The organism is Aeromonas sp. MTB, from assembly GCF_056632455.1.
In genome coordinates this window covers 1,521,043-1,543,099 of sequence record NZ_CP147026.1, presented here as the reverse complement: position 1 = coordinate 1,543,099, position 22,057 = coordinate 1,521,043, and the positions used below count along the sequence as shown (strand labels likewise).

Below are 22,057 nucleotides of genomic sequence, written 5' to 3'. Positions count from 1 at the left end.
ACTCACCCCGATTAAGGAGAGCAAGATGAAAGCATACGGGTTGGCCCTCGGGCTCGCGCTGCTGCTGACCGGCTGTGCCACCAACACCTCAGGCGTGGCGCTCTATGGCCCGGCGGGCGGTGCACCCACGCTGGAGCAGCATCAAAACGTCAACGTCACCCTGACCGAGCTGAGCCGCCGCCAGCAAAATGGCCTGCTGCAAGTCAATGTGGCCGCCGCCAGCACCCAGCGCGGCGATAACAAGCTGCAATATATCTTCTATTGGTATGATGAGGCCGGTCAGGAGGTCGCCAGCGATGGCCGCGGCTGGACCCCCATCAAGCTGCATGGCTATCAGACCCGCACCCTCTCGGCCCTGGCGCCCAGCCCGGCGGCGCAGGGTTACCGGATTTACGTACGCGAAGTGATTGAGGAATCCTACTGATGAAAATGAATCATGCCCTGCTGATATTGACCTCTGCATTGCTCTTAGGCGGCTGCTCCAGCACCACCGTCAGCTATGGCGATCCGACCGAAACCGAAACCGTCACCGTCGATTACGGCTCAAGCGACCTGCAGGCCATCGCCGACAAGATGGCGGACTCCATGCTCGCCTCCCCCGCCACCAGCGAGATCACCGCAGGCAGTCGTCCGGTGATGTTTATGGACTCTATCCGCAACAAGACCTCCGAGCACATCGATACCGAAGCCATCACCGATACCATCCGCACCAAGCTGCTGCGGGCCGGCAAATTCCGCTTCGTCGACATGAGCAAGGTCGCCGCCGTCAAACAGCAGCTCGAATACCAGCAGAGCAGCGGCATGGTAGACCCGGCCTCCATGGTCCGTCTAGGCAAGCAGACCGGCGCCCGCTACATGGTCTATGGCAACCTCAGCAGCATCGTCAAAGACAATGGCAAGGTGAAGGATGTCTACTACCAGATGACCATGAACCTGATGGATCTGCAAAACGGCGAACTGCTGTGGGCCGATCAGAAAGAGATCCGCAAACAGGCGAAGAAATCCACCTTTGGCTGGTAACCGGCTCCCACTGACGGGCAACAGTGATCCGCTACTGGCCAGCCTGCCCGCCCCCTGGCGGGAGGGGCAGCTGGAACCACTCGGGTTAGGCCTGACCAACTGCAACTATCGACTGCGCCTCCCCTCGGGGCGCAGTTACTTTTTGCGTCAGGGCCACTCCGACCCACTGCGCTTGGGCATCGACCGTCCCACCGAGTGGCAGCTTTATCAGGGGGCGATGGCAGAAGGGTTGGCGCTGCCCTGCCACTATGGCGATCCCGCCAGCGGCCTGATGCTGCTCGAATGGTGCGATGAGCCAAACTGGGTGCACGCGGCACCACCGGAAGCCGATCAGCCCCGTCTGCTGGCTGAGGTACTGCGCAAGCTCCATCGCCTGCCGCTGCCTGCGGTGGTGATGGCGGTGCGAGCCCACGCCGCAGGCTATCGCGCTAGACTGGCCAACATCCCCTCCTGGCTGCCCGCCCTGGAGCGGAGCTTGCTCGCCAGCAGTGAGCCAAATGATTGCTGGCGCCCTTGCCACCATGATCTCAATCCGGCTAACTTGTTGGGAAGCAAACCCTGGGTCATCGACTGGGAGTATGGCGCGGCAGGTCACCCCGGCTTTGAGCTCGCCAGCATCCAGCGCACCCATGAGTGGCCCGCCGAGCGGCGCGACGAGCTGGAAGCGCACTATCTGCAAGCCGTGCCGCGCCAACAGTGGCCCGATTTTCAGAGCGAGGCATTTTTACCCTGGGTCGACTATATCGGCCTGCTCTGGGCCCTGCTGATGGCAGAGCAACAGCCCTCACTCGACTATGACACCCTGATCGCCATCAACCGGCAACGACTGGAGTAACAGATGATAAACAAGGTGCGCTGGCACAAGCCGAAAACTTGGGGTCTGCTGCTGATCGGCCTGCTGCTGACCGGCTGCTCCACCCGGGTGATCTACTACTGGCTCGATACCGCCATCATCTGGCAGCTGGATGACTACTTTGCCCTCTCCTATTCGCAGAAGGATCTGCTCAGCCGCGAAGTGAAGGGGCTGATGGCCTGGCATCGCCAACACGAGCTGCCGCGCTACGCCAAGGATCTCGATGCACTGGCCAAGGCGGTGGCCAGCCCCATGACGCCGGAGCAGATCTCGACCAACCTAGATGCGGTGCAGCAGAGCCTGACCCGCACGCTGGGAAATACTATCCCCCGCGCGGTCAGGCTGGCGCGCACCCTGACCGATGAGCAGGTGGCCCGCTTTATGACCGATCGGGTCAAGCGGCAACAGGAGCGGCAAAAGGACTTTGCCACTGAGCCCAAAGAGCAGATGCTGGCGGAGTTTCGCGACAAGATGAACAAGCGGCTCGAGTTCTGGATTGGCGAGGTGAAACCGGCACAGGCGCCACTGGTGGCCCAGTGGGCCGAATGGCAATACGAGCTAATGCCCCCCTGGCTCGAGTTTCAGGAGTCCTGGACCCAGGAGCTGGACAGGCTGATGAAGCAGCGCCAGAGTCCCGACTTTACCCGCGAGCTGACTGACCTGCTGGCCGAGGGGGATGGGCTGATGGATGGCCGCTTTACCGGCTATACCGAACAGTCGCGCCAGCGTACCGTCAACTGGCTGAGCGCCATGAGCCAGTCGCTGGATATCTCCCAGCGGGCCCATCTCTACTCCCTGCTCAAGGGCTACGCCCGCGACTTCAAGCAGATGAGCGGCAGCTGATATAAGGCACCGAATGGAGCTGCGAGCCCGGGACAACCTTGTTCAAACCGGGCGCTTATGGTAGTTTGCCCTTTCTATTTATCGGGAATTAACTTTTTGCGCCTTATCGACAAAGTAAAACTGGTGCTGGTAACTCTGGTTATCGCCCTCACCCTGCTTTGTTCCATCGCCCGAATGGAAGGCCCGCTGCTACCCGCATCTCCCCAGAGTGAACAGCAGCAGACTCAGGTGTTCAATCAGCTTAGCGACAGCGATGATGGCATCATCAAGTTTGTCGGCAGCCATCAGAATCACCTGCTGCGTCTCGAACAATCCCTGCGCAGTGACAACCAGCCCAAGAGTGTGGTCTACGAGCTGATCCAGAGCTGGTCGGCCCAGGCCATCCTGCTGTTGCTGCTCGGCTGGCTGATGCTGGCACCCGAGCTCTATCACAAACAGAGTTTTCGCGATCGCTTTGGCGCGATCCACCGGCGCCATCTACAGCGCCAACATCTACAATACCGCTTCACCCAGAGCTATCTGAGCGCCTGACCCCGGAGGGGCTGGCACATCCACTGTTTGCTCATCTCCTCTTCCTGACGGATCCGGCAACTGCCTGATCCGCATCTGATGCATCCCATTTTTTGCGCCTTGCCGAGCCTTGTTGCTATCGGCCCGGGCACCATTCTCCTGACAGAGGCTTGTTTGCCATGAGAAAGAGCAATCGCACCGTTCTCAACCGCATGAGCAAGTGGCAGTACGCACTGCTGCTGTTGATGCTGTTGACCTTTACCTTTTACTCCCTGCCCACCTTTTTTGGTGAGCAGCCCTCCCTCGGCCTGCACGGACAGCAGCGCCTGACGGCTCAGCAGCAGATGTTGCTGAGCGACAAACACCTGACCCCGATCAAGGTCATTGAGCAACCTGAGCGGGTCGAGCTGGTCTTTGCCAGTCAGGGCGATCAGCAGCGCGCCAAGCAGTTGCTGGAGCTGCAAGGGGTCGACAGTGCCGCCCTGACCCTGGAGTTTCACTCCAACGCGCCGGCCTGGATCACCCGCCTCGGCGCCGACCCCATCAAGCTGGGGCTCGACCTGCGTGGCGGCTCCCAGCTGCTGATCGGGGTGGACGTGGACTTTGTCATCGACAATCAGACCAAGAATCTGGTGGATACCCTGCGCACCCGCTTCCGTGAAGCCAATCTGCGCGGCGCTAGCGTCACGCGCAGCGCACAGGGCGCCGTAGCCGTCACCCTGCCGGAGGTCGCCGAACAGGAGAGCTGGCTCGCCATCATCAAGGAGAGTGCCGGTACCCGTCAGGATCAGTGGAAGCTGACCCGCTCCGGTAATGATCTGAAACTGGTGCTGAGCGATGCTGAGCGTACCCTGCTGGTCAACAACGCCGTGACCCAGAACCTGTCGATCCTGAAAAAACGGATCAACGAGCTCGGCATCGTCGAGGCCTCAGTGGTGCGTCAGGGCCAAGATGGCATCCGTATCGAACTGCCCGGGGTACACAACCCCAAGCAGGCGAAAGAGGTGATCGGCGCCACCGCCTCGCTGGCCTTCTACGAGGCCAAAGCCGACAGCCACTTCTATATCGCCGATCGCAACGGCCAGGCCGTCGGCATGGCGCGCAAGCCGGTACTCACCGGCGAGCACATCGTCGATGCCCGCGCCAACATGGGCGAGATGGGTCAACCCCAGGTCAATATCGTGCTCGACACCCTGGGCGGCAGCAAGATGAACCAGTTCAGCCGCCAGCATGTGGGCAAGCCGATGGCGACCGTCTTCACCGAGTACAAAACCAACGCCCAGGGCAAACTGCGCGCCCAGAGCGAGGTGATCAACGTCGCCACCATCCAGACTGCCCTTGGCAACCAGTTCCGCATCACCGGCATTGGCAGTCTGCCGGAAGCTCAGGAGCTGGCCATGCTGCTGCGTGCCGGCGCCCTCACCGCCCCTCTCAAGATCCTGGAAGAACGCAGTATTGGCCCGACGCTGGGGATGCAGAATATCGAGGCAGGCTTCACCGCGCTGGCCTTCGGCATGGCAGGCATGATGCTGTTCATGATGGCCTGGTACCGCAAATTCGGCTGGGTTGCCATCACGGCGCTGGTCGCCAACCTGTTGATGCAGGTCGGTATGCTGGCTGTGCTGCCGGGCGCCGTGCTGACCCTGCCGGGGATCGCCGGTCTGGTGCTGACGGTGGGCATGGCGGTGGATACCCATGTGCTGATCTTCGAGCGGATCAGGGACCGGCTGCGAGAGGGGGGCTCACTGGCCAACGCCATCGACTTTGGCTATCGCTCGGCCTTCCACACCATTTTCGATGCCAACATCACTACGCTCATCTGCGCCGTGGTGCTCTATTCAATCGGCTCCGGGCCGCTGCAGGGCTTCTCTATCACCCTCATTCTGGGTCTGCTCTCCAGCATGATCACCGGGATCTGGGGGACGCGCGCCATCATCAACCCCCTATGGGGACGCAGCAGTGAGCGCACGCTGAAGGTGTAACGGGACAGCAGTCCCTCTGATGAGCGGCTTTGGCTGCGCCATCGGCTATGGATATGGCCGGAGCGGCCAAAGCAGAACACTATTTTCCCGGCGTGTCACGGCACGTCGTGATGGGCCAACAGCCAGATGCTGGCTGGCCAAGGAGAGAATTATGTTGAGAATGATCGTTGCCATGGGGCTGACCCGTTGGCGTTATATTGGCCTGTGGGCTTCCATCCTGCTGACCGTGGCCAGCGTCGCCATCTTGCTGGTGAACGGCCTGACACTGGGGCTCGATTTTACCGGCGGGATCCTGCTGGAGTTTCATATCCAGACCCTGAAAGAAGCCCATGAACTCAATGCCATGCTGGTCTCCCCGCTGGCGGGAGCCGTTGAGCTGAGCTCGGCCGGTATTCCCGGCGAGTGGCTGATCAAACTGCCCCCCCACGAACTGCCCTGGCCCGCGGCGGATCTCGCCACCATGCTGACCCAGCAACTGGGGATACCGGTCGAGTTGCTGCGCACCACCATCGTCGGCCCTCAGGTGGGTGCCGAACTGTTCCAGCAGGGGATGCTGGCGGTGCTGGTGGCTTCGCTGGCGATGTCGGCCTATCTGGCGTTTCGTTTCGAGTGGCGTCAGGCCATCGGCATCCTGCTCTCGGTGGTCCATGACGCCATCGTAGCGCTGGGGCTGCTGTCACTCTTTCAGATCGAATTCGACCTGAACATCATCGCCGGTTTGATGGCGGTGATCGGCTACTCCCTCAACGACAGCATCGTCATCTCGGACAGGTTGCGGGATCTGCTGAGCTCGCGTACCCAGATGGGGATCCACGAATGCTCCGATGTGGCCATCAAGGCGACCTTCAGTCGCACCATGATCACCTCGGGCACCACCCTGTTTACCGTGGGTGCGCTGCTGCTGTTTGGCGGTGACGCCCTCTACGGCTTCTCCTTCACCCTGTTTGCCGGGATCCTGGTGGGCACCGTCTCCTCCATCACCGTCGCCTCGACCGTGCAGGAGCTGCTGGGCCTCACCCCGCAGGCCTACCAGAAGAAGAGCGAGGAGCCACTGGCCAACGCAGCCTGAACCTTGTTAATCAGACCCGGCTCACCGGGTCTCAACAAACCGGGCCCCTGCCAACCATTGGCAGGGGCTTTTTCATCCCTCCTCTCTCGCCGCCCATTTTGTCGTTCGGCTCGCCTCAATTGACAACTGACCATATTGAAAGCAATGACGGATCAACCCGTCATTTTTAATAACAAAAAGGTCATTTTATTACGTCAGAAACCATAAAATGTGACTGAAAGCACTTTCTTGAGGGCTCAAAGGAGGCAACATTGTAGTGATTTATCTACAAAGGGATATGAGATGTTGTTACAACCTGCCAATACAGCAAAATCCAGACAGTTGCTGAACGAGACCATGGCTTTGGTACTCGCAGGAGGGCGGGGTAGTCGCCTCAAACAGTTAACCGACAACCGTGCAAAACCTGCCGTTCATTTCGGCGGCAAATTCCGCATCATCGATTTCGTGCTCTCCAACTGCATCAACTCCGGCATTCGTCGGGTCGGTGTCGTGACCCAGTACAAATCCCACAGCCTGTTGCGCCATCTCCAATCGGGCTGGTCTTTCCTGCGCTACCAGATGAACGAGTTTATCGATCTGCTCCCTGCCCAGCAGCGGGTGGATGAGGTGAACTGGTATCGAGGTACCGCCGATGCGGTCTACCAGAATCTGGATATCATCCGCGATCACGCCCCCAAATATGTGGTGGTGCTGGCAGGCGATCACATCTACAAGATGGATTACGCCGCCATGCTGCTCGACCACGTCAATATGGGTGCCAAGGTAACCGTTGCCTGCATCGAGGTGCCACGCAGTGAAGCAAGCGCCTTCGGGGTAATGGCGGTGGATGATGATCGCAAAATCAATGCCTTCGTCGAAAAGCCTGCTAACCCGCCCGCCATGCCGGGCAAGGCCGACACCGCGCTGGCCTCAATGGGCGTCTATATCTTCGATGCGGAGTATCTCTATCAGCTGCTGGAAGAGGACATTGCCAACGAGCAGTCCCATCACGATTTCGGCATGGACGTGATCCCCCGCGTGGTGAAAGAAGGCACCGCATTCGCTCACCCGTTTGGCATGTCCTGTGTCGGCTGCTGTCCGGATCGCCGCCCCTACTGGCGCGATGTGGGCACCGTGGACTCCTTCTGGGAAGCCAACATGGATCTCGCCTCCGTCACGCCGGAGCTCGATATCTACGATCAGGACTGGCCCATCTGGACTAGCCAGAACATGACTCCTCCCGCCAAGTTCGTGCAGGACCGAAACGGCCAGCACGGCATGACCATCAACTCCATGTTTGCCGGGGGCACCATCGTCAGTGGCTCTTTCATCCTGAGTTCGGTGCTCTTTACCAATGTGCGGGTCGACTCCTTCTGCACTCTGGATCAGGCCGTTATCTTCCCAGGTGTGGAGATTGGTGCCGGTTGCCGACTGCGCCGGGTGGTGATCGACAAGGGGTGCAAACTGCCGGAAGGCACGGTGATCGGTGAAAACGCCGATGAAGATGCACGTCGCTTCCACCGCTCCGAGCAGGGCATAGTGCTGGTCACCCAGGGGATGCTCACTCGCCTGAACAAAGAGCTGCAGGGAAAACAAAAGCGCTGATCCGCAGCCAGACGGGATCCCCCTTCCTACCGTAAAGGGAGCCATCATGGCTCCCTCTTTCTATGGCTGACCAGATAGCCACCTCACACCATCATTGCCATCGAGTTGCAGTCTCCCAGAGATACCATTTACTGTGGGTAAACAGCTGGACAACGCAGCCTTTACGCCTCAAGATGTAAACATTAAATTACAAAACAACCATTACCCCTCCGAAAAACCCTCTGTATTATTCCTGTTAGCGCTATATAGCAGCTCCTTTATCTGACTTTTTAGCGGTAAACCCACTAGTTTCACTTGATTGTTTGTTTTTACTTGGTAAGGTGAGGGCGGTTGCGTAACAAAGCAGGTACCGGTGTAAACATATAGGTACAACCGCTTTTGGCTTAATACAGTAGAGAGAATGAAATCATGCAAAGAGACCCCCTGAACAACATCCATATCCAGTCCGAACAAGTGATGATCACGCCTGCCCAGCTCAAGGAGAAGTTACCCATCTCCGACAAGGCGCTGGCATTCGTGCAAGGGGCCCGCAATACCATCGCCGACATCATTCACCGCCGCGATCACCGGCTGCTGGTGATCTGTGGTCCCTGCTCCATCCACGATATGGATGCCGCCAAAGAGTACGCAACCAGACTCAAAGCGCTGCATGATGCCTATCAGGACTCTCTCTACATTGTCATGCGGGTCTACTTTGAGAAGCCGCGCACCACGGTCGGCTGGAAAGGCTTTATCAACGACCCCAATCTGGATGGCACCTTCGATGTGGAGCTGGGGCTGCACCGTGCCCGCGAGCTGCTCTGCTGGCTGGCGGAGCTGGAGTTGCCGCTGGCCACCGAAGCGCTCGATCCCATCAGCCCGCAATACCTGGCCGAGCTCTTCTCCTGGTCAGCCATCGGCGCCCGTACCACCGAATCCCAGACCCACAGGGAGATGGCGTCCGGTCTCTCCATGCCGGTCGGCTTCAAGAACGGCACCGACGGCAACTTGGGGACTGCCATTAATGCGTTGCAGGCGGCCTCCTCCCCTCACGCCTTTATGGGGATCAACCAGCAGGGTCAGGTTGCGCTGCTGCAGACCCAGGGCAACCCGGATGGCCACGTGATCCTGCGCGGCGGCAAACATCCCAACTACGACTCGGTCAACGTGTCACTGGCGGAAGAGGCGCTGGAGAAAGCGGGCCTGCTGCCGAGCCTTGTGGTGGATTGCAGCCACGGTAACTCCAGCAAAGATCACCGTTTGCAGCCCAAGGTGGCCGACAACGTCATCCACCAGATCCAGGAGGGCAACCGCTCCATCATCGGGGTGATGCTCGAATCAAACCTGTTCGAGGGAAACCAGTCCAGCGAGCAGCCCAAGGAGCAGATGCACTACGGGGTCTCCATCACTGATGCCTGCATCGACTGGGACACCACCGCCACCCTGCTGGCCCGCTGCCACAACCAGCTGGCTGACCCCCTCAAGGGCAGAACTGCACGGTAAGCCGTGGTATCTTGTCGTAACCTATTGAACAATCGAGGTATCACTAGTGGTGGCATCAAACCGCTCACGCCGTGATACCTTGTTGCATCTTGAATTTCAGGGCGCCGCCGCTCGCGGCGCCAGCAGGGACTGGATATGGCTGAAGAGTTGAATGTACTCAGGGACAAGATAGATGCGGTGGACAAGCAGCTGATCGATCTGCTGGCCGCCCGTCTGGCCCTGGTGGGAGAAGTGGGTGAGGTAAAGAGCCGCCACGGCCTGCCCATCTATGCACCGGATCGGGAAGCGAGCATGCTGGCCCGCCGCCGCGCCGAGGCTGAGCAGTTGGGGGTGCCCGGCGATCTCATCGAAGACGTGCTGCGCCGGGTGATGCGTGAATCTTATGCCAGCGAGAAAGATACCGGCTTCAAATGCATAAAGCCGGATCTTGGCAAGGTGGTCATCATCGGCGGTCAGGGCCAGCTTGGTCGGCTATTCAGTCATATGTTCAGCCTCTCAGGCTATCGGGTCGAGACGCTGGAACAAGCCGACTGGCCGCGCGCTGACGAGATCCTCGCCGGAGCCGGTCTGGTGATGGTGGCGGTGCCCATCGATATCACCTGCCAGATCATCGACCGCCTCGGCAACCTGCCCGCCCACTGCCTGCTGGTCGATGTCACCAGCGTGAAAGCGGCGCCGCTCGAACATATGCTGGCGGCGCACCAAGGGCCGGTACTGGGACTGCACCCCATGTTCGGGCCGGATGTGGCGAGTCTCGCCAAGCAGGTGATCGTCTGCTGCCAGGGTCGTGACCCCGCCGCCAGCCAATGGCTGCTGGATCAGATGACCATCTGGGGCGCCCGCTTGCAACAGGTGGAAGCCAAGGCCCACGATGAGGCGATGACCCTCATTCAGGCACTGCGTCACTTCGCCACCTTTGCCTATGGCTGGCACCTCTCCCGGGAGCAGGCCAATCTGGATCGCCTGCTGAGTTTGAGCTCCCCCATCTACCGGCTGGAGCTCGCCATGGTGGGGCGGCTGTTCGCTCAGGATCCCCACCTCTATGCCGACATCATTTTGTCGTCACCGCAGAATCTGGCGATGATCCGTCGCTACTACCAAAACTTTGGCGAAGCGCTGGGGCTGCTGGAGCGGGGGGACAGAGCCGGATTTATCGACGCCTTCTCACAGGTCTCCGGTTTCTTCGGCGAGCATGCCGACCAGTTCCTGCGTGAAAGCCGCATGCTACTGGCCCAGGCCAACGACCGCCGCCAACACGGCTGATCCTGCAAAAGTAGTAACAACTCATGCCACTCGGAAGGAGCCGCCACCGTTCATAACTGGATGCGAGCCAAAGATCTCCATTGGAAGGGGCGATTAAGCGTGCGGGTTGTCATTCACAATGGCAACCCGCTTTGCAACTAGTCTCGAAGCAAACCCAGTCTTACCGAATCGTCGCCATCTGCCGCACGCATCGCTGCTCCCTGTCATCTACCCGCTTGGCAAACCAGGCGGTGGTAAGGTTTCGGGTAATTTTCGGGCTCTTTAGCTGAATGCCGGGCAGGATGGCGCGGGGCAGTCGCTTGCCCGCTTGCTTGTCGGCCAGGGTAAAGATGCGATGGTAGAGATCGGTCTCGGCAAATTCGGCGGTATCCCCTTTACGCAGGCTCTGGTGGATCGCCTTTTTGCTCATATTGACCCGGTTGGCGAGGGTGTAGACGGCAAGCTCGGTATTGCCGGGCAAATCCGAGTCATAGCGGATCAGATCCCCGTCCAGCGCCAAAGTTTTGCCACTCAAACGGCTGACGGCAGCTTGAAAAGCGGCATTGCGACTGGCGTACCAGCCGGCGTTGAAATCGGCAAAGCGGTAGAGGGTATCCGGGTAGTCGACGGGATAACCGAAGATATGTTTGGTGCCAAACCAGATGCCGCCGCGACGGGTAAAGACTTCGTGGCGGATGGAATCCTTGATTGGATAGGGGTAGCCACGGGCGTTGGCCTCGGCAAAGGCGATGCTCACCTGCATCGGGCCACCAGTATGCACCGGGTTGAGGTTGCCAAACAGCGTCTTGCCCATCGGCAGCATGCTGATCATGTCTTCGAAGATTTCACTCATCTCCCGCTCGGTACGCAACTTGTCGATTCGCTCGGCGTAGCTCTTGCCGGTGGGCGAGTTGATGGAGAGCGCGGCCCGCACCATAAATTCGGGGATCAGCAGCTTGGCGGCCCGTGAGTTGATCTCTTTCCAGGCGATCTTGCCAAGGCCCGGCACCACGGGGTCGGCCTGATAAGTAGCTTCCTGCTCCGCCACCGCCAGCACGCTACAGACATTGTGATCATTCACCGTCACCCCCTGGGTGGTGAGCGCCGTCACCACGTCGTTGGCCCACCCCTGTTTGTCCGGCACCTGACGGGGCAAGAAGCGCACGATGCGGCTCTTCATATCCGCCGGTTTGCGCGGCTGCATGGCAGGCGGCGTTTTGGGGTTGCTCACGCTCGCCTCTTTGGCAGGCGCGGAGGCGGGATCACTGGCACAACCGGCCAGCAACAAGGCAGAGCAGAAGGCAAGAAGACGACAGGAAGGCAAAGCGGTCATAAGCATGTCCATTTTTTGTAGGCCCTACAGGCAGCGCTGCTGGCACTGCACTGACAAGCAAAGTGGGGCCATTGTAGAGGATTGCCTGCTGCAGTTGAAACCCGCGCTCGCAGCATCCCCTCCCCTTGCCAGCTTTTGCCACCCCACGCGCCATCCGTTGTCTGCGATGAGGAAGACATGACCTTCTTCAAGGATTCACCCGGCCCGAACCGAACGGTGAGCGCCTGATAAAAAGAAACCCCCGCCATCGCTGGCGGGGGTTGGTCGTCTGGCAAGCCGGGCTGATGCCCGCTGCAAACTCTTAGCGGTTTTTCACCTTCTGGTGCAGCTCCTGCACCGAGTTGACGTTGGCGGTGGCATCCACGCTGATGGCCATGCAGGTGGCAAACGCCTCATTCATGGTGGTGGTGTAAGCCACTTTGTTTTGCAAGGCGGCGCGACGCAGTTGCTTGGAGTCCTGGATCGCCACCCGCCCTTCGGCGGTGTTGACGATGTAGGTGTACTCACCATTTTTGATACGGTCGAGAATGTGCGGGCGACCTTCGTGCACCTTGTTGACCAGGCGCGGGTTGATGCTCGCTTCACCCAGCGCGACCGCGGTGCCGTGAGTGGCATCCAGCTCGTAACCCAGCTCCAGCAGCTTGGCAGCCAAGTCGACCACCTGCGCCTTGTCGCTGTGACGCACTGACAAGAGGGCACGACCCTCTTTCGGTACGGCGTGGTTGGCACCCAACTGCGCCTTGGCATAGGCCTCGGCGAAGCTGCTGCCCACCCCCATAACCTCACCGGTAGAGCGCATCTCTGGCCCCAGCAGCGGGTCAACCCCCGGGAACTTGGCGAACGGCAGTACCACCTCTTTCACCGAGTAGTAGGGTGGGATGATCTCTTTGGTGAAGCCCTGTTCTTGCAGCGACTGACCGGCCATCACACGAGCAGCAATCTTGGCCAGCGGAGCACCGGTCGCCTTGGAGACAAACGGCACGGTACGGGCGGCACGCGGGTTCACCTCGATGAGGTAGATGTCATCGCCCTTGACCGCGAACTGCACGTTCATCAGGCCGATAACGCCGAGCTCCAGCGCCAGCTTGCGCACCTGCTCGCGGATCTCGTCCTGAATCTTCTTGGACAAGGTATAGGGAGGCAGGGAGCAACCGGAGTCACCGGAGTGAATACCGGCCTGCTCGATGTGCTCCATGATGCCGCCGATGACTACATCGGTGCCGTCGCAGATGGCATCCACGTCCAGCTCGGTGGCATCGTCCAGGAAGCGGTCCAGCAGTACCGGCGATTCGTTGGAGACGCTTACCGCCTCGGCGAAGTAGCGACGCAGATCCTGCTCGTCATAGACGATTTCCATGGCGCGGCCACCCAATACGTAGGAGGGGCGAACCACCAGCGGATAGGTGATCCGCTCGGCCAGCAGCACAGCCTGCTCCAGCGCGGTGACGGTGCCGTTTTCCGGCTGCTTGAGGCCGAGGCGCTCGACGGCAGACTGGAAGCGCTCGCGGTCTTCGGCGCGGTCGATGGCATCCGGGCTGGTACCGATGATCGGTACGCCGTTGGCTTCCAGTGCACGGGCCAGTTTCAGCGGGGTCTGGCCACCGTACTGGACAATCACGCCCTTGGGTTTTTCGATGCGCACGATTTCCAGCACATCTTCTAGGGTCACCGGCTCGAAGTAGAGACGATCCGAGGTGTCATAATCGGTGGAGACGGTCTCCGGGTTGCAGTTGACCATGATGGTCTCGTAACCGTCTTCGCGCAGGGCCAGCGCTGCGTGCACGCAGCAGTAGTCGAACTCGATACCCTGACCGATACGGTTCGGGCCGCCACCGATGATCATGATCTTGTCACGGCTGCTCGGGGCCGCTTCGCACTCCTCGTCATAGCTGGAGTACATGTAGGCGGTGTTGGTGGCGAACTCGGCGGCGCAGGTATCGACCCGCTTGTAGACCGGGAAGATGTTGTGGCGGGCACGCAGCTTGCGCACTTCCCCTTCAGCCACGCCGAGGATCTTGGCCAGACGGGCATCGGCAAAGCCCTTGCGCTTGAGGGCGCGCAGGAAGTCAGCATCGAGACCGGCCATGCCGCGCTCTTTCACCTCTTCCTCCAGCTTCACCAGGTCTTCAATCTGTACCAGGAACCAGGGGTCAATCTTGGTCAGCTTGAAGATGCCATCCATGGAGAGACCGGCGCGGAACGCATCGGCGATGTAGAAGATACGGTCACTACCGGCGTCCTGCAGCTCGTGACGGATGCGGGTCAGGGAGTCCGGGGCATTGAGGTCAACCATGGGGTCGAAGCCGGTTTTGCCGGTTTCGAGGCTGCGCAGCGCCTTGTGCAGGGACTCCTGGAAGTTGCGGCCGATGGCCATCACTTCGCCGACCGACTTCATCTGGGTCGTCAGACGATCGTTGGCACCGGCGAATTTTTCGAAGTTGAAGCGCGGCACCTTGGTGACCACGTAGTCGATGGCCGGCTCGAAGGAGGCCGGAGTGCGACCGCCGGTGATGTCGTTCATCAGCTCGTCGAGGGTGTAACCGATGGCGAGCTTGGCAGCGATCTTGGCGATGGGGAAACCGGTCGCCTTGGAGGCCAGCGCGGAGGAGCGCGACACCCGCGGGTTCATCTCGATGATGACCATGCGGCCATCTTTCGGGTTGATACCGAACTGGACGTTGGAGCCGCCGGTCTCGACACCGATTTCGCGCAGCACCGCCATGGAGGCGTTGCGCATCAGCTGGTACTCCTTGTCGGTCAGCGTCTGGGCTGGCGCGACCGTGATGGAGTCACCGGTGTGGATACCCATGGGGTCGAAGTTTTCGATGGCGCAGACGATGATGCAGTTGTCGTTGCGATCCCGCACCACTTCCATCTCGTACTCTTTCCAGCCGATCAGCGACTCGTCGATGAGCAGTTCTTTGGTCGGGGAGAGATCCAGACCGCGCTCGCAGATCTCGACGAACTCTTCGGTGTTGTAGGCGATGCCGCCACCCGAGCCACCCATGGTAAAGGAGGGACGGATGATGCAGGGGAAGCCGACCATCTGCTGCACGCTCCACGCCTCTTCCATGTTGTGGGCGATGCCGGCGCGCGGGCACTCGAGGCCAATGCTGCGCATCGCCTTGTCAAAACGGGAGCGGTCTTCGGCCTTGTCGATGGCGTCGGCAGTGGCACCGATCATCTCAACACCGAACTCGGCCAGCACGCCGTGCTTCTCCAGCGCCAGTGCGCAGTTGAGTGCAGTCTGGCCGCCCATGGTGGGCAGGATGGCGTCCGGGCGCTCTTTCTTGATGATTTCGCGCACTACTTCCCAGGTGATGGGCTCGATGTAGGTAGCGTCCGCCATCTCCGGGTCAGTCATGATGGTGGCCGGGTTGGAGTTGACCAGAATGACGCGGTAGCCCTCCTCGCGCAGGGCTTTGCACGCCTGGGCGCCGGAGTAGTCAAATTCGCAGGCCTGGCCGATGACGATGGGGCCGGCGCCGAGGATCAGGATGCTCTGAAGGTCGTTACGTTTTGGCATGAAACTCTTTCCTCTATTTCTTAGGCGCGATACTGCTTAATCAATTCAATAAAGTGGTCAAAGAGACCGGCACAATCGTGCGGGCCTGGGCTCGCTTCGGGGTGCCCCTGGAAGCTGAAGGCCGGACGGTCGGTGCGATGGATACCTTGCAGGGAACCATCGAACAGGGAGACGTGGGTGGCGCGCAGGCAATCCGGCAGGCTGTTCTCGTCTACCGCAAAGCCGTGGTTCTGAGCGGTGATCATGACGGTGTTGTCATCGAGGCTCTTCACCGGATGGTTGGCGCCGTGGTGGCCAAACTTCATCTTGACGGTCTTGGCACCGGAGGCCAGACCCAGCAGCTGGTGACCCAGACAGATGCCGAATATCGGCGTGTTGGTATTAAGGAAAGCCTTGATGGCCTCGATGGCGTAGTCGCACGGCTCGGGGTCGCCAGGGCCGTTGGAGAGGAAGATGCCATCCGGGTTCATTGCCAGTACCTCGGCGGCCGGAGTCTTGGCAGGCACCACGGTCAGGCGGCAGCCACGGTCAACCAGCATCCGCAGGATGTTGCGCTTGACGCCAAAGTCATAGGCTACCACGTGGTATTTCAGCTGGTCGGCATCCGGGGTGACATGCCCCTTGCCAAGCTGCCAGCTCCCTTCGGTCCAGTTGTACGCTTCACCAACCGTCACCTCTTTGGCCAGATCCATCCCCTTCAGGCCGGGGAAGGCGCGGGCCTGTTCGAGGGCATAGGCTTCATCAACCTGTTTCCCGGCCAGAATGCAGCCAGCCTGGGCGCCTTTCTCGCGCAGGATGCGGGTCAGTTTGCGGGTGTCGATGTCGGCGATGCCAACGATGTTGTGAGACTTGAGGTATTCGGAGAGGGATTGCTGATTGCGGAAATTGGAGGCAAGTATCGGAAGGTCCCGGATGATCAATCCCTGTGCGTGGATTTGACTGGACTCTTCATCTTCGCTGTTGGTGCCGGTGTTGCCTATATGGGGGTAAGTGAGGGTGACTATCTGACGGGAATAAGAGGGATCGGTGAGGATTTCCTGATAGCCCGTCATCGACGTATTGAAAACCACTTCACCAACGGAACATCCCTCGGCGCCTATCGACACGCCTTTGAACACAGTTCCATCTTCCAGCACTAGCAATGCAGTGTGATTCAAGACAACCTCCAGTTATTTAGCTTTAAATTCAGCAATTTACCTGGGTGTTGCGGGCTCGGTTCCGGCCTTGGACAGGACTCGAACCCGGCAGATTTCTGGCAAATTGGGCGCATTCTACTTAAAAAAAGTGGCATTTCAACGTCTTTTCTCAGATGAAATGCATCTAAATTCAATAAAAAAGCAACATTACCCATTATCTATGCACTCAACCGCTTTGCAATCCCCTCCAACGAAAGAAAAGTAAAAATCACCCACAAAAGATGCCACCAAGCCAGCAATAGCGACAAAAACCAATAAAAAAACCAATAAAAACAATAGCATTCACTTTTACACAAAAAACATTAATGACAAATCTAACGCTTTTGTGATGACAAAGGTGAACATGAAAAATGGAAAACGTTTTTCTGTATTTGAATTTTTAGTCTTTTCTTGTCGGTGTAAAAAAATGGCTTAATCAGCCATAAAGATGCTCAAATCTGTTACCTGGTGATGACATTCAGGAAGGGGAAATCTGGTGGATAACGCAATAGTGTGATTTATAAGGCGTTCAGTTAAAAATTTCAGGCAGCGTGTCTTTTTACACAGACTCTGGCTGACTAACAGCAAAAACCCCGGCAAGCCGGGGTTTTTCACTGGGGTAGCAGTAGTACGAAAGTGCCGCTCAGAGGCATCACTTGAGATTGAGCACATCCTGCATGTCATAAAGACCGGCACCCTGCTGACCAAGCCACTTGCCCGCCCGCACAGCACCGTTGGCGAAGGTCAGGCGGCTGGAGGCCTTGTGGCTGATCTCCACCCGCTCGCCGATATCGGCAAACATGACGGTATGCTCCCCCACCAGATCGCCGGCGCGAATGGTGGCAAAGCCGATGGTATTGCGATCCCGCTCGCCAGTGATCCCCTCGCGGCCATAGACGGCGCACTCCTTGAGATCCCGGCCCAGGGTTTTGGCGACCACTTCCCCCATGGAGAGCGCGGTACCGGATGGCGCATCCACCTTGTGGCGATGGTGGCCCTCGATGATCTCGATGTCGGTGTAATCCCCCATCACCTTGGCGGCCTGCTCCAGCAGCTTGAACACCAGGTTGACCCCGACCGAGTAGTTGGAGGCGAACACGATACCGATCTGCTTGCCCGCCTCTTTCAGGGCGGCCTTGCCTGCATCGTCAAAACCGGTGGTGCCGATCACCATCTGCTTGTGGTGGGCCAGCGCAAAGGCCAGATTGGCAAGGGTCACCTCGGGGCGGGTGAAGTCGATGATGAGATCAAACTCATCGCGCACCTTGTCCAGACTATCGCTGATGGCCACGCCCAGATGGCCCAGCCCATTGAGCTCACCGGCATCAAGGCCGATCACCGCCGAACCCGGCCGCTCCAGCGCGGCACCGACCACTACGCCATCGGTGTTGGTGATGGCCTCCAGCAGCACCTTGCCCATACGACCATTACAGCCCATCACGGCCACACGGATCGGATTGTCCATCTCCACCCTCTCATCTCTTTTAATTATGGAAAGAGACCGTTTTACCAGCCCGCGCCGGGTTTGAAAAGTCATGATGCCACCACTCCTTGCTGCGCTCGCCAACAGCAGGGCACACTGGCTGGCCAAGAACTTCCTTTTGGTCACAGGCCGTTTTTCATCGTCTCACTCCATCATTTGGCAGACCGGGTGCCATCTGATAGGTTCGAACGAGTGAAATGCCAGCATAAGCAAAATCAGGGCAACGCCCGTGTCGATATCAAATGAGGTGCAAGGATGAGCGCAGGATTGCTGTTTGCAGTGGGGTTGATATCACTGACCCTGGTCATACTGGCCGCGGCTCTGCTGTTTGGCGGGCCGAACCCGGCACCGGCGATGGCCAGCATCAACGACCCTTTCAAGGGGGAGTGACTGGAGCAATATGCCACCTCTCTCAAGATACCCGGCGCGTGACGGCACGCAGCTGACCTATCGGCACTATGGCGCAAAGGAGCACGCAGAGAACAACAAGGTCAAGGGCAGCGTGGTACTGGTTCACGGCTCTTCTGCCAGCAGTCAAAGCATGCACAAGATGGCGAACGCCTTTTCGCAAGCGGGATACGACGCCTACGCCCTCGATATTCGCGGCCATGGCGCATCGGGCAACAAAGGCACCATTGACTACATCGGTCAGCTTGAAGACGATCTGGAAGATTTCATCAAGTCGGTAGCCCCCGACAAGCCTGCAACACTCGTCGGCTTCTCGTCAGGGGGTGGCTTTGTCCTGCGTGTTGCTGGCAGTGCGCGACAAACCCTGTTCGAGAGCTATCTGCTGCTCTCCCCCTATCTCGGCCCCACCGCCGCCAACTACCGGCCCAACAGCGGTGGCTGGGTGCGTGTCGGCTTGCCTCGCCTCATCGCCCTGAGCATCCTCAACGGTTTCCATATTTCCGCACTCAACCATCTGACCGTGCTGAACTTTGCCCTTAATGATGAGGCGAAATCCCTGCTGACCCCCTCCTACTCCTTCAACCTTGCCTCTAACTTTCAGCCAGAGCGCGACTATCAGCAGAATTTACGCAATGTGCAACGCCCCTGCGCCGTGATCGCGGGTGCAAATGACGAAGCCTTCCAAACAGATCAACTTGAACCTGAGTTAAGACGTCTCGGCATCTCCTGGCCTGTCACCCTGCTGCCCGGAATTGGCCACATTCCGCTGACGCTGGAACAGGATGCTCTCGCGACAGCCGTTCAGGCGGTAGAGAAACTGACACAGTAACCACACAGCCCAGGTCTTGTGTCCACGCGTTCTGGAAATATCCGTACCATGCTCACGTAGAGATAGAGAGAGGTGCGGCTGACGTTTGGCAGCGGGAGAAATCCCCAAGATGGCATGCAGAGATCTTATCGTTTCCCTCTTTCCTTATTAAAGGCACGCGATACCCCCAGATACCCGCTGACTGAGCCAGAACAGCAATGAACAATAAACAGCACTAACTTCTTTTTCCGAATATTCTTTGGATATCTCAATAACACCAGAATCGTCAAACAAAAACACCTATCCATCTGGACGTCTATCTTGACCAGGCGAGGTTGACTCACTACTGTGGGCACCCCAATGCGGCAGGATGCCCGCCCTGTTTTCCCCCTATCCCTATCCGATACAGGTACAAAGCAGTTTATGACAGGAGGTCATTGTTCAATTTCAGAGGAACACATGATCCAGACTCAACCCAGTGCCAGGGCCTTGTTGCCACTTCTGGTTTTTCTCGCACTCTTTATCGGTACCGGTACCTGGCTGACCCTGCAGGGGGTCGAATTCGCCTTCTATCAGCTGCCCGCTCCGGTTGCTGCCCTGCCTGCCGTGATGCTGGCCCTGCTGCTTGGCAAAGAGAGCTTCAACAGCAATCTGGAGACCTTCTTCAAGGGGGTCGGCCACAGCAATATCATGGCGATGTGCCTTATCTATCTGCTGGCGGGCGCCTTTGCCAGCGTGGCCAAGGCCACCGGCGGCGTTGATGCCACCGTGGCGCTGGGTCTCTCCCTCATTCCCGGCTGGGCGCTGTTGCCCGGGCTGTTCCTCATCTCTGCCTTTATTGCCACTGCCATGGGCACCTCCATGGGCACCATAGGTGCCGTGGCGCCGGTGGCCCTCGGTGTGGCGCAGGCGGCCGGTATCGATCCGGTACTGATGGCAGGCACCATTCTCTCCGGCGCCATGTTTGGCGATAACCTCTCCATCATCTCCGACACCACCATAGCAGCAACCCGGAGTCAGGGGTGCGAGATGAAGGATAAGTTCCGCGAGAACTTCAAGATTGCAGCCCCTGCTGCCATCGCGGTGATCCTGCTCTATCTGACCCTGGGCTCAGTGGGTGAATCCCCTGCCAACGGCAGTGCCATCGAGCTGTTCAAGGTGATGCCTTATCTGCTGATCCTGGGGCTGGCGCTCGCCGGAGTGAATGTGTTTGTGGTGCTGGGGATCGGCATTCTGGCCGCCGGAGTGGTGGGCATGATCAACGGCTACGCCATCGGTCAGTTCAGCAAGGATATCTATCAGGGCTTTACCGGCATGCAGGAGATCTTCCTGCTCTCCATGCTGATCGGCGGCCTCGGCGCCCTGATGGAGCGTCAGGGTGGTCTGGCCTGGATCAGTGAGCGCATCAGCGCCCTGATTGCCCGTTTCACTCGCGAGCACAATGGTGAACAGAACGAGAAAGCGGCCGAGCTCGGCATCGCCGGGGTAGTGAGCCTCACCAACCTCTGCACCGCCAACAACACGGTGGCTATTATCGTCGCCAGCAAAGTAGCCCGGGAGCTGGCCGAACACCACGGTGTCACCCCGCGCCGCGCCGCCTCCATGCTGGATATCTTCTCCTGCGTGGTACAGGGTCTGATCCCCTGGGGCGCACAGGCGCTGCTGCTGGGATCCATCTTCGCCCTGTCGCCGTTGGCGGTAGTAAGCATGAGTTTCTACCCGATGGCGCTCGCGGTGGCGGCACTGATTGCCGTGTTCGTGAAGCACCAGATGCGCGGCAAGGCTGACAAGTAACAGGATAACGTCCATGCGTTTCTACACAGGATTAGCGCTCGCGGTAGCAGCACTTATTGCAGTGTTTGTGAAGCACCAGATGCGCGGCAAAGCTGACAAGTAACAAACCAGAGGCTGGCGCGCCGACATGCAGTCAACAGGGGCTACACCCTGGCCCTTGTTGACTCACTAACGGATCCGCCAGCATTTATCCCACCGTTCCGGGCATCAGCCGTCCGGGGCGGGAGTTCCCCTGCCCCTTAACGTCAAGAGTGAATGTGCTAAGGTAGAGCGCGTTCAAGCCATCGATGCGCAGCTATACCAGAGGTTCCCCATGCATGAGTCCCAACCCGAACGTCAATCCCTGCGCCAACTGGTTCGTCAACGCCGCAAAAATCTGAGTCCGGCCGAGCAGCAATTGGCGGCCCAACAGCTGCTGGCCCAGTTCAAGCAACACCCCGAGATCCTCGCCGCCAAACGCATTGCCCTCTATCTGGCCAATGACGGGGAGATCAATCCCTTGCCCACCATCCATTGGCTGTGGGCCCAGCACAAAGAGGTCTACCTGCCGGTGCTCCACCCCTTTACCCCGGGTCACCTGCTCTTTTTGCGCTATACCGCCACCAGCCCCATGGTACGCAACCGCTACGGCATCGAAGAACCGGAGCTGGATATCCTGCAGGTGGTGCCCCACAGCACGCTCGATCTTATCTGCACCCCGCTGGTCGCCTTCGATGCTCAAGGTAATCGCCTTGGCATGGGGGGCGGCTACTACGATCGCACTCTCGCCATCTGGCATGAGCACAAGCTGGGCCCCAAGCCGCTCGGCATTGCCCACGACTGCCAGCAGGTGAATGCGGTCCCGCAAGAGGAGTGGGATGTGCCGCTGCCCCAGATCATCACCCCGAGCCACTGCTGGCGCTTTGAATAAGCTGTTTTTGGCCGGCAGCCCCGGCTTTGTGCGCG

The 22,057-nt window shown here is 59.1% G+C and carries 18 protein-coding genes; 14 read left to right on the top strand and 4 right to left on the bottom strand.

The annotated features are described in order from the left end of the window. The first annotated feature begins 25 nt into the window (after window positions 1-25). The 10 genes from WBR25_RS07160 to tyrA all read left to right on the top strand — a co-directional run bounded on the left by WBR25_RS07160 (window position 26) and on the right by tyrA (window position 10,606). Window positions 26-424, top strand: a complete 399-nt coding sequence (locus WBR25_RS07160; protein ID WP_005334038.1) for a YcfL family putative periplasmic lipoprotein — start codon at window positions 26-28, stop codon at window positions 422-424. Then, window positions 424-1,020 carry a penicillin-binding protein activator LpoB gene (gene lpoB / locus WBR25_RS07155; RefSeq protein WP_479749633.1) on the top strand — a complete coding sequence of 199 codons (597 nt, stop codon included), beginning with the start codon at window positions 424-426 and terminating at the stop codon, window positions 1,018-1,020. Before WBR25_RS07160 ends, lpoB begins: the two co-directional genes overlap by 1 nt. Then, window positions 1,010-1,855, top strand: coding sequence for a phosphotransferase (locus WBR25_RS07150; protein WP_479749632.1), 846 nt, complete (start codon window positions 1,010-1,012; stop codon window positions 1,853-1,855). Before lpoB ends, WBR25_RS07150 begins: the two co-directional genes overlap by 11 nt. Window positions 1,856-1,858: 3 nt before the next feature. Continuing rightward, entirely contained in the window at window positions 1,859-2,716 is an 858-nt protein-coding gene (locus tag WBR25_RS07145) for a DUF6279 family lipoprotein (RefSeq protein ID WP_258720372.1), read from the top strand. Window positions 2,717-2,812: 96 nt separating this feature from the next. Beyond that, complete coding sequence (locus WBR25_RS07140) at window positions 2,813-3,247, top strand: hypothetical protein (RefSeq protein WP_005334044.1); 435 nt, start codon at window positions 2,813-2,815, stop codon at window positions 3,245-3,247. 158 nt (window positions 3,248-3,405) lie between these two features. Continuing rightward, on the top strand, window positions 3,406-5,208 hold the full coding sequence (gene secD / locus WBR25_RS07135) for a protein translocase subunit SecD (RefSeq protein WP_064341910.1): 1,803 nt from the start codon (window positions 3,406-3,408) through the stop codon (window positions 5,206-5,208). A 151-nt stretch (window positions 5,209-5,359) separates the two neighbouring features. Further along, window positions 5,360-6,277, top strand: coding sequence for a protein translocase subunit SecF (gene secF, locus WBR25_RS07130; protein ID WP_266133809.1), 918 nt, complete (start codon window positions 5,360-5,362; stop codon window positions 6,275-6,277). A 282-nt stretch (window positions 6,278-6,559) separates the two neighbouring features. Next, window positions 6,560-7,861: a glucose-1-phosphate adenylyltransferase gene (gene glgC, locus WBR25_RS07125; protein WP_005334047.1), complete on the top strand. Its 1,302-nt coding sequence runs from the start codon at window positions 6,560-6,562 to the stop codon at window positions 7,859-7,861. 408 nt (window positions 7,862-8,269) lie between these two features. Continuing rightward, window positions 8,270-9,343: a 3-deoxy-7-phosphoheptulonate synthase gene (locus tag WBR25_RS07120; RefSeq protein ID WP_058058089.1), complete on the top strand. Its 1,074-nt coding sequence runs from the start codon at window positions 8,270-8,272 to the stop codon at window positions 9,341-9,343. Between the two features lie 135 nt (window positions 9,344-9,478). Continuing rightward, window positions 9,479-10,606 carry a bifunctional chorismate mutase/prephenate dehydrogenase gene (gene tyrA, locus WBR25_RS07115; RefSeq protein ID WP_479749631.1) on the top strand — a complete coding sequence of 376 codons (1,128 nt, stop codon included), beginning with the start codon at window positions 9,479-9,481 and terminating at the stop codon, window positions 10,604-10,606. Window positions 10,607-10,766: 160 nt separating this feature from the next. On the opposite strand, the gene WBR25_RS07110 is transcribed toward tyrA, so the two are convergent. The 4 genes from WBR25_RS07110 to dapB all read right to left on the bottom strand — a co-directional run bounded on the left by WBR25_RS07110 (window position 10,767) and on the right by dapB (window position 18,084). After that, window positions 10,767-11,918, bottom strand: coding sequence for a DUF1615 domain-containing protein (locus WBR25_RS07110; RefSeq protein ID WP_479749630.1), 1,152 nt, complete (start codon window positions 11,916-11,918; stop codon window positions 10,767-10,769). A 301-nt stretch (window positions 11,919-12,219) separates the two neighbouring features. Continuing rightward, window positions 12,220-15,444 (bottom strand): carbamoyl-phosphate synthase large subunit, encoded by a 3,225-nt coding sequence (gene carB / locus WBR25_RS07105; protein WP_479749629.1) that lies wholly within the window; start codon window positions 15,442-15,444, stop codon window positions 12,220-12,222. Window positions 15,445-15,464: 20 nt separating this feature from the next. Beyond that, window positions 15,465-16,601 (bottom strand): glutamine-hydrolyzing carbamoyl-phosphate synthase small subunit, encoded by a 1,137-nt coding sequence (carA, locus tag WBR25_RS07100; protein ID WP_479749628.1) that lies wholly within the window; start codon window positions 16,599-16,601, stop codon window positions 15,465-15,467. Window positions 16,602-17,271: 670 nt separating this feature from the next. Further along, window positions 17,272-18,084, bottom strand: a complete 813-nt coding sequence (dapB, locus tag WBR25_RS07095; protein WP_005347132.1) for a 4-hydroxy-tetrahydrodipicolinate reductase — start codon at window positions 18,082-18,084, stop codon at window positions 17,272-17,274. A gap of 273 nt (window positions 18,085-18,357) precedes the next feature. Between dapB and WBR25_RS07090 the strand changes: the two genes are divergently transcribed. The 4 genes from WBR25_RS07090 (at window position 18,358) to WBR25_RS07075 (ending at window position 22,022) form a co-directional block, all read left to right on the top strand. Further along, the gene (locus WBR25_RS07090) at window positions 18,358-18,492 is read left to right on the top strand and encodes a hypothetical protein (protein ID WP_479749627.1); all 135 of its coding nucleotides are present in this window, start codon (window positions 18,358-18,360) and stop codon (window positions 18,490-18,492) included. Between the two features lie 10 nt (window positions 18,493-18,502). Then, complete coding sequence (locus tag WBR25_RS07085; RefSeq protein ID WP_479749626.1) at window positions 18,503-19,339, top strand: alpha/beta hydrolase; 837 nt, start codon at window positions 18,503-18,505, stop codon at window positions 19,337-19,339. 438 nt (window positions 19,340-19,777) lie between these two features. Continuing rightward, a complete protein-coding gene (locus WBR25_RS07080) occupies window positions 19,778-21,112 on the top strand; it encodes a Na+/H+ antiporter NhaC family protein (RefSeq protein ID WP_335847862.1) in 1,335 nt (444 codons plus the stop codon). A 313-nt stretch (window positions 21,113-21,425) separates the two neighbouring features. Beyond that, on the top strand, window positions 21,426-22,022 hold the full coding sequence (locus tag WBR25_RS07075; RefSeq protein WP_479749625.1) for a 5-formyltetrahydrofolate cyclo-ligase: 597 nt from the start codon (window positions 21,426-21,428) through the stop codon (window positions 22,020-22,022). Window positions 22,023-22,057: the final 35 nt, after the last annotated feature.

Excerpts from the sequence above, each read along its gene's own strand:
- dapB (WP_005347132.1), bottom strand. The coding sequence starts at position 18,084 with ATGGACAATCCGATCCGTGTGGCCGTGATGGGCTGTAATGGTCGTATG.
- tyrA (WP_479749631.1), top strand. The coding sequence starts at position 9,479 with ATGGCTGAAGAGTTGAATGTACTCAGGGACAAGATAGATGCGGTGGAC.
- WBR25_RS07085 (WP_479749626.1), top strand. The coding sequence starts at position 18,503 with ATGCCACCTCTCTCAAGATACCCGGCGCGTGACGGCACGCAGCTGACC.
- lpoB (WP_479749633.1), top strand. The coding sequence starts at position 424 with ATGAAAATGAATCATGCCCTGCTGATATTGACCTCTGCATTGCTCTTA.
- WBR25_RS07160 (WP_005334038.1), top strand. The coding sequence starts at position 26 with ATGAAAGCATACGGGTTGGCCCTCGGGCTCGCGCTGCTGCTGACCGGC.
- WBR25_RS07110 (WP_479749630.1), bottom strand. The coding sequence starts at position 11,918 with ATGACCGCTTTGCCTTCCTGTCGTCTTCTTGCCTTCTGCTCTGCCTTG.
- WBR25_RS07090 (WP_479749627.1), top strand. The coding sequence starts at position 18,358 with ATGAGCGCAGGATTGCTGTTTGCAGTGGGGTTGATATCACTGACCCTG.
- secD (WP_064341910.1), top strand. The coding sequence starts at position 3,406 with ATGAGAAAGAGCAATCGCACCGTTCTCAACCGCATGAGCAAGTGGCAG.
- WBR25_RS07120 (WP_058058089.1), top strand. The coding sequence starts at position 8,270 with ATGCAAAGAGACCCCCTGAACAACATCCATATCCAGTCCGAACAAGTG.
- glgC (WP_005334047.1), top strand. The coding sequence starts at position 6,560 with ATGTTGTTACAACCTGCCAATACAGCAAAATCCAGACAGTTGCTGAAC.
- WBR25_RS07145 (WP_258720372.1), top strand. The coding sequence starts at position 1,859 with ATGATAAACAAGGTGCGCTGGCACAAGCCGAAAACTTGGGGTCTGCTG.
- WBR25_RS07075 (WP_479749625.1), top strand. The coding sequence starts at position 21,426 with ATGCATGAGTCCCAACCCGAACGTCAATCCCTGCGCCAACTGGTTCGT.
- carB (WP_479749629.1), bottom strand. The coding sequence starts at position 15,444 with ATGCCAAAACGTAACGACCTTCAGAGCATCCTGATCCTCGGCGCCGGC.
- secF (WP_266133809.1), top strand. The coding sequence starts at position 5,360 with ATGTTGAGAATGATCGTTGCCATGGGGCTGACCCGTTGGCGTTATATT.
- WBR25_RS07080 (WP_335847862.1), top strand. The coding sequence starts at position 19,778 with ATGATCCAGACTCAACCCAGTGCCAGGGCCTTGTTGCCACTTCTGGTT.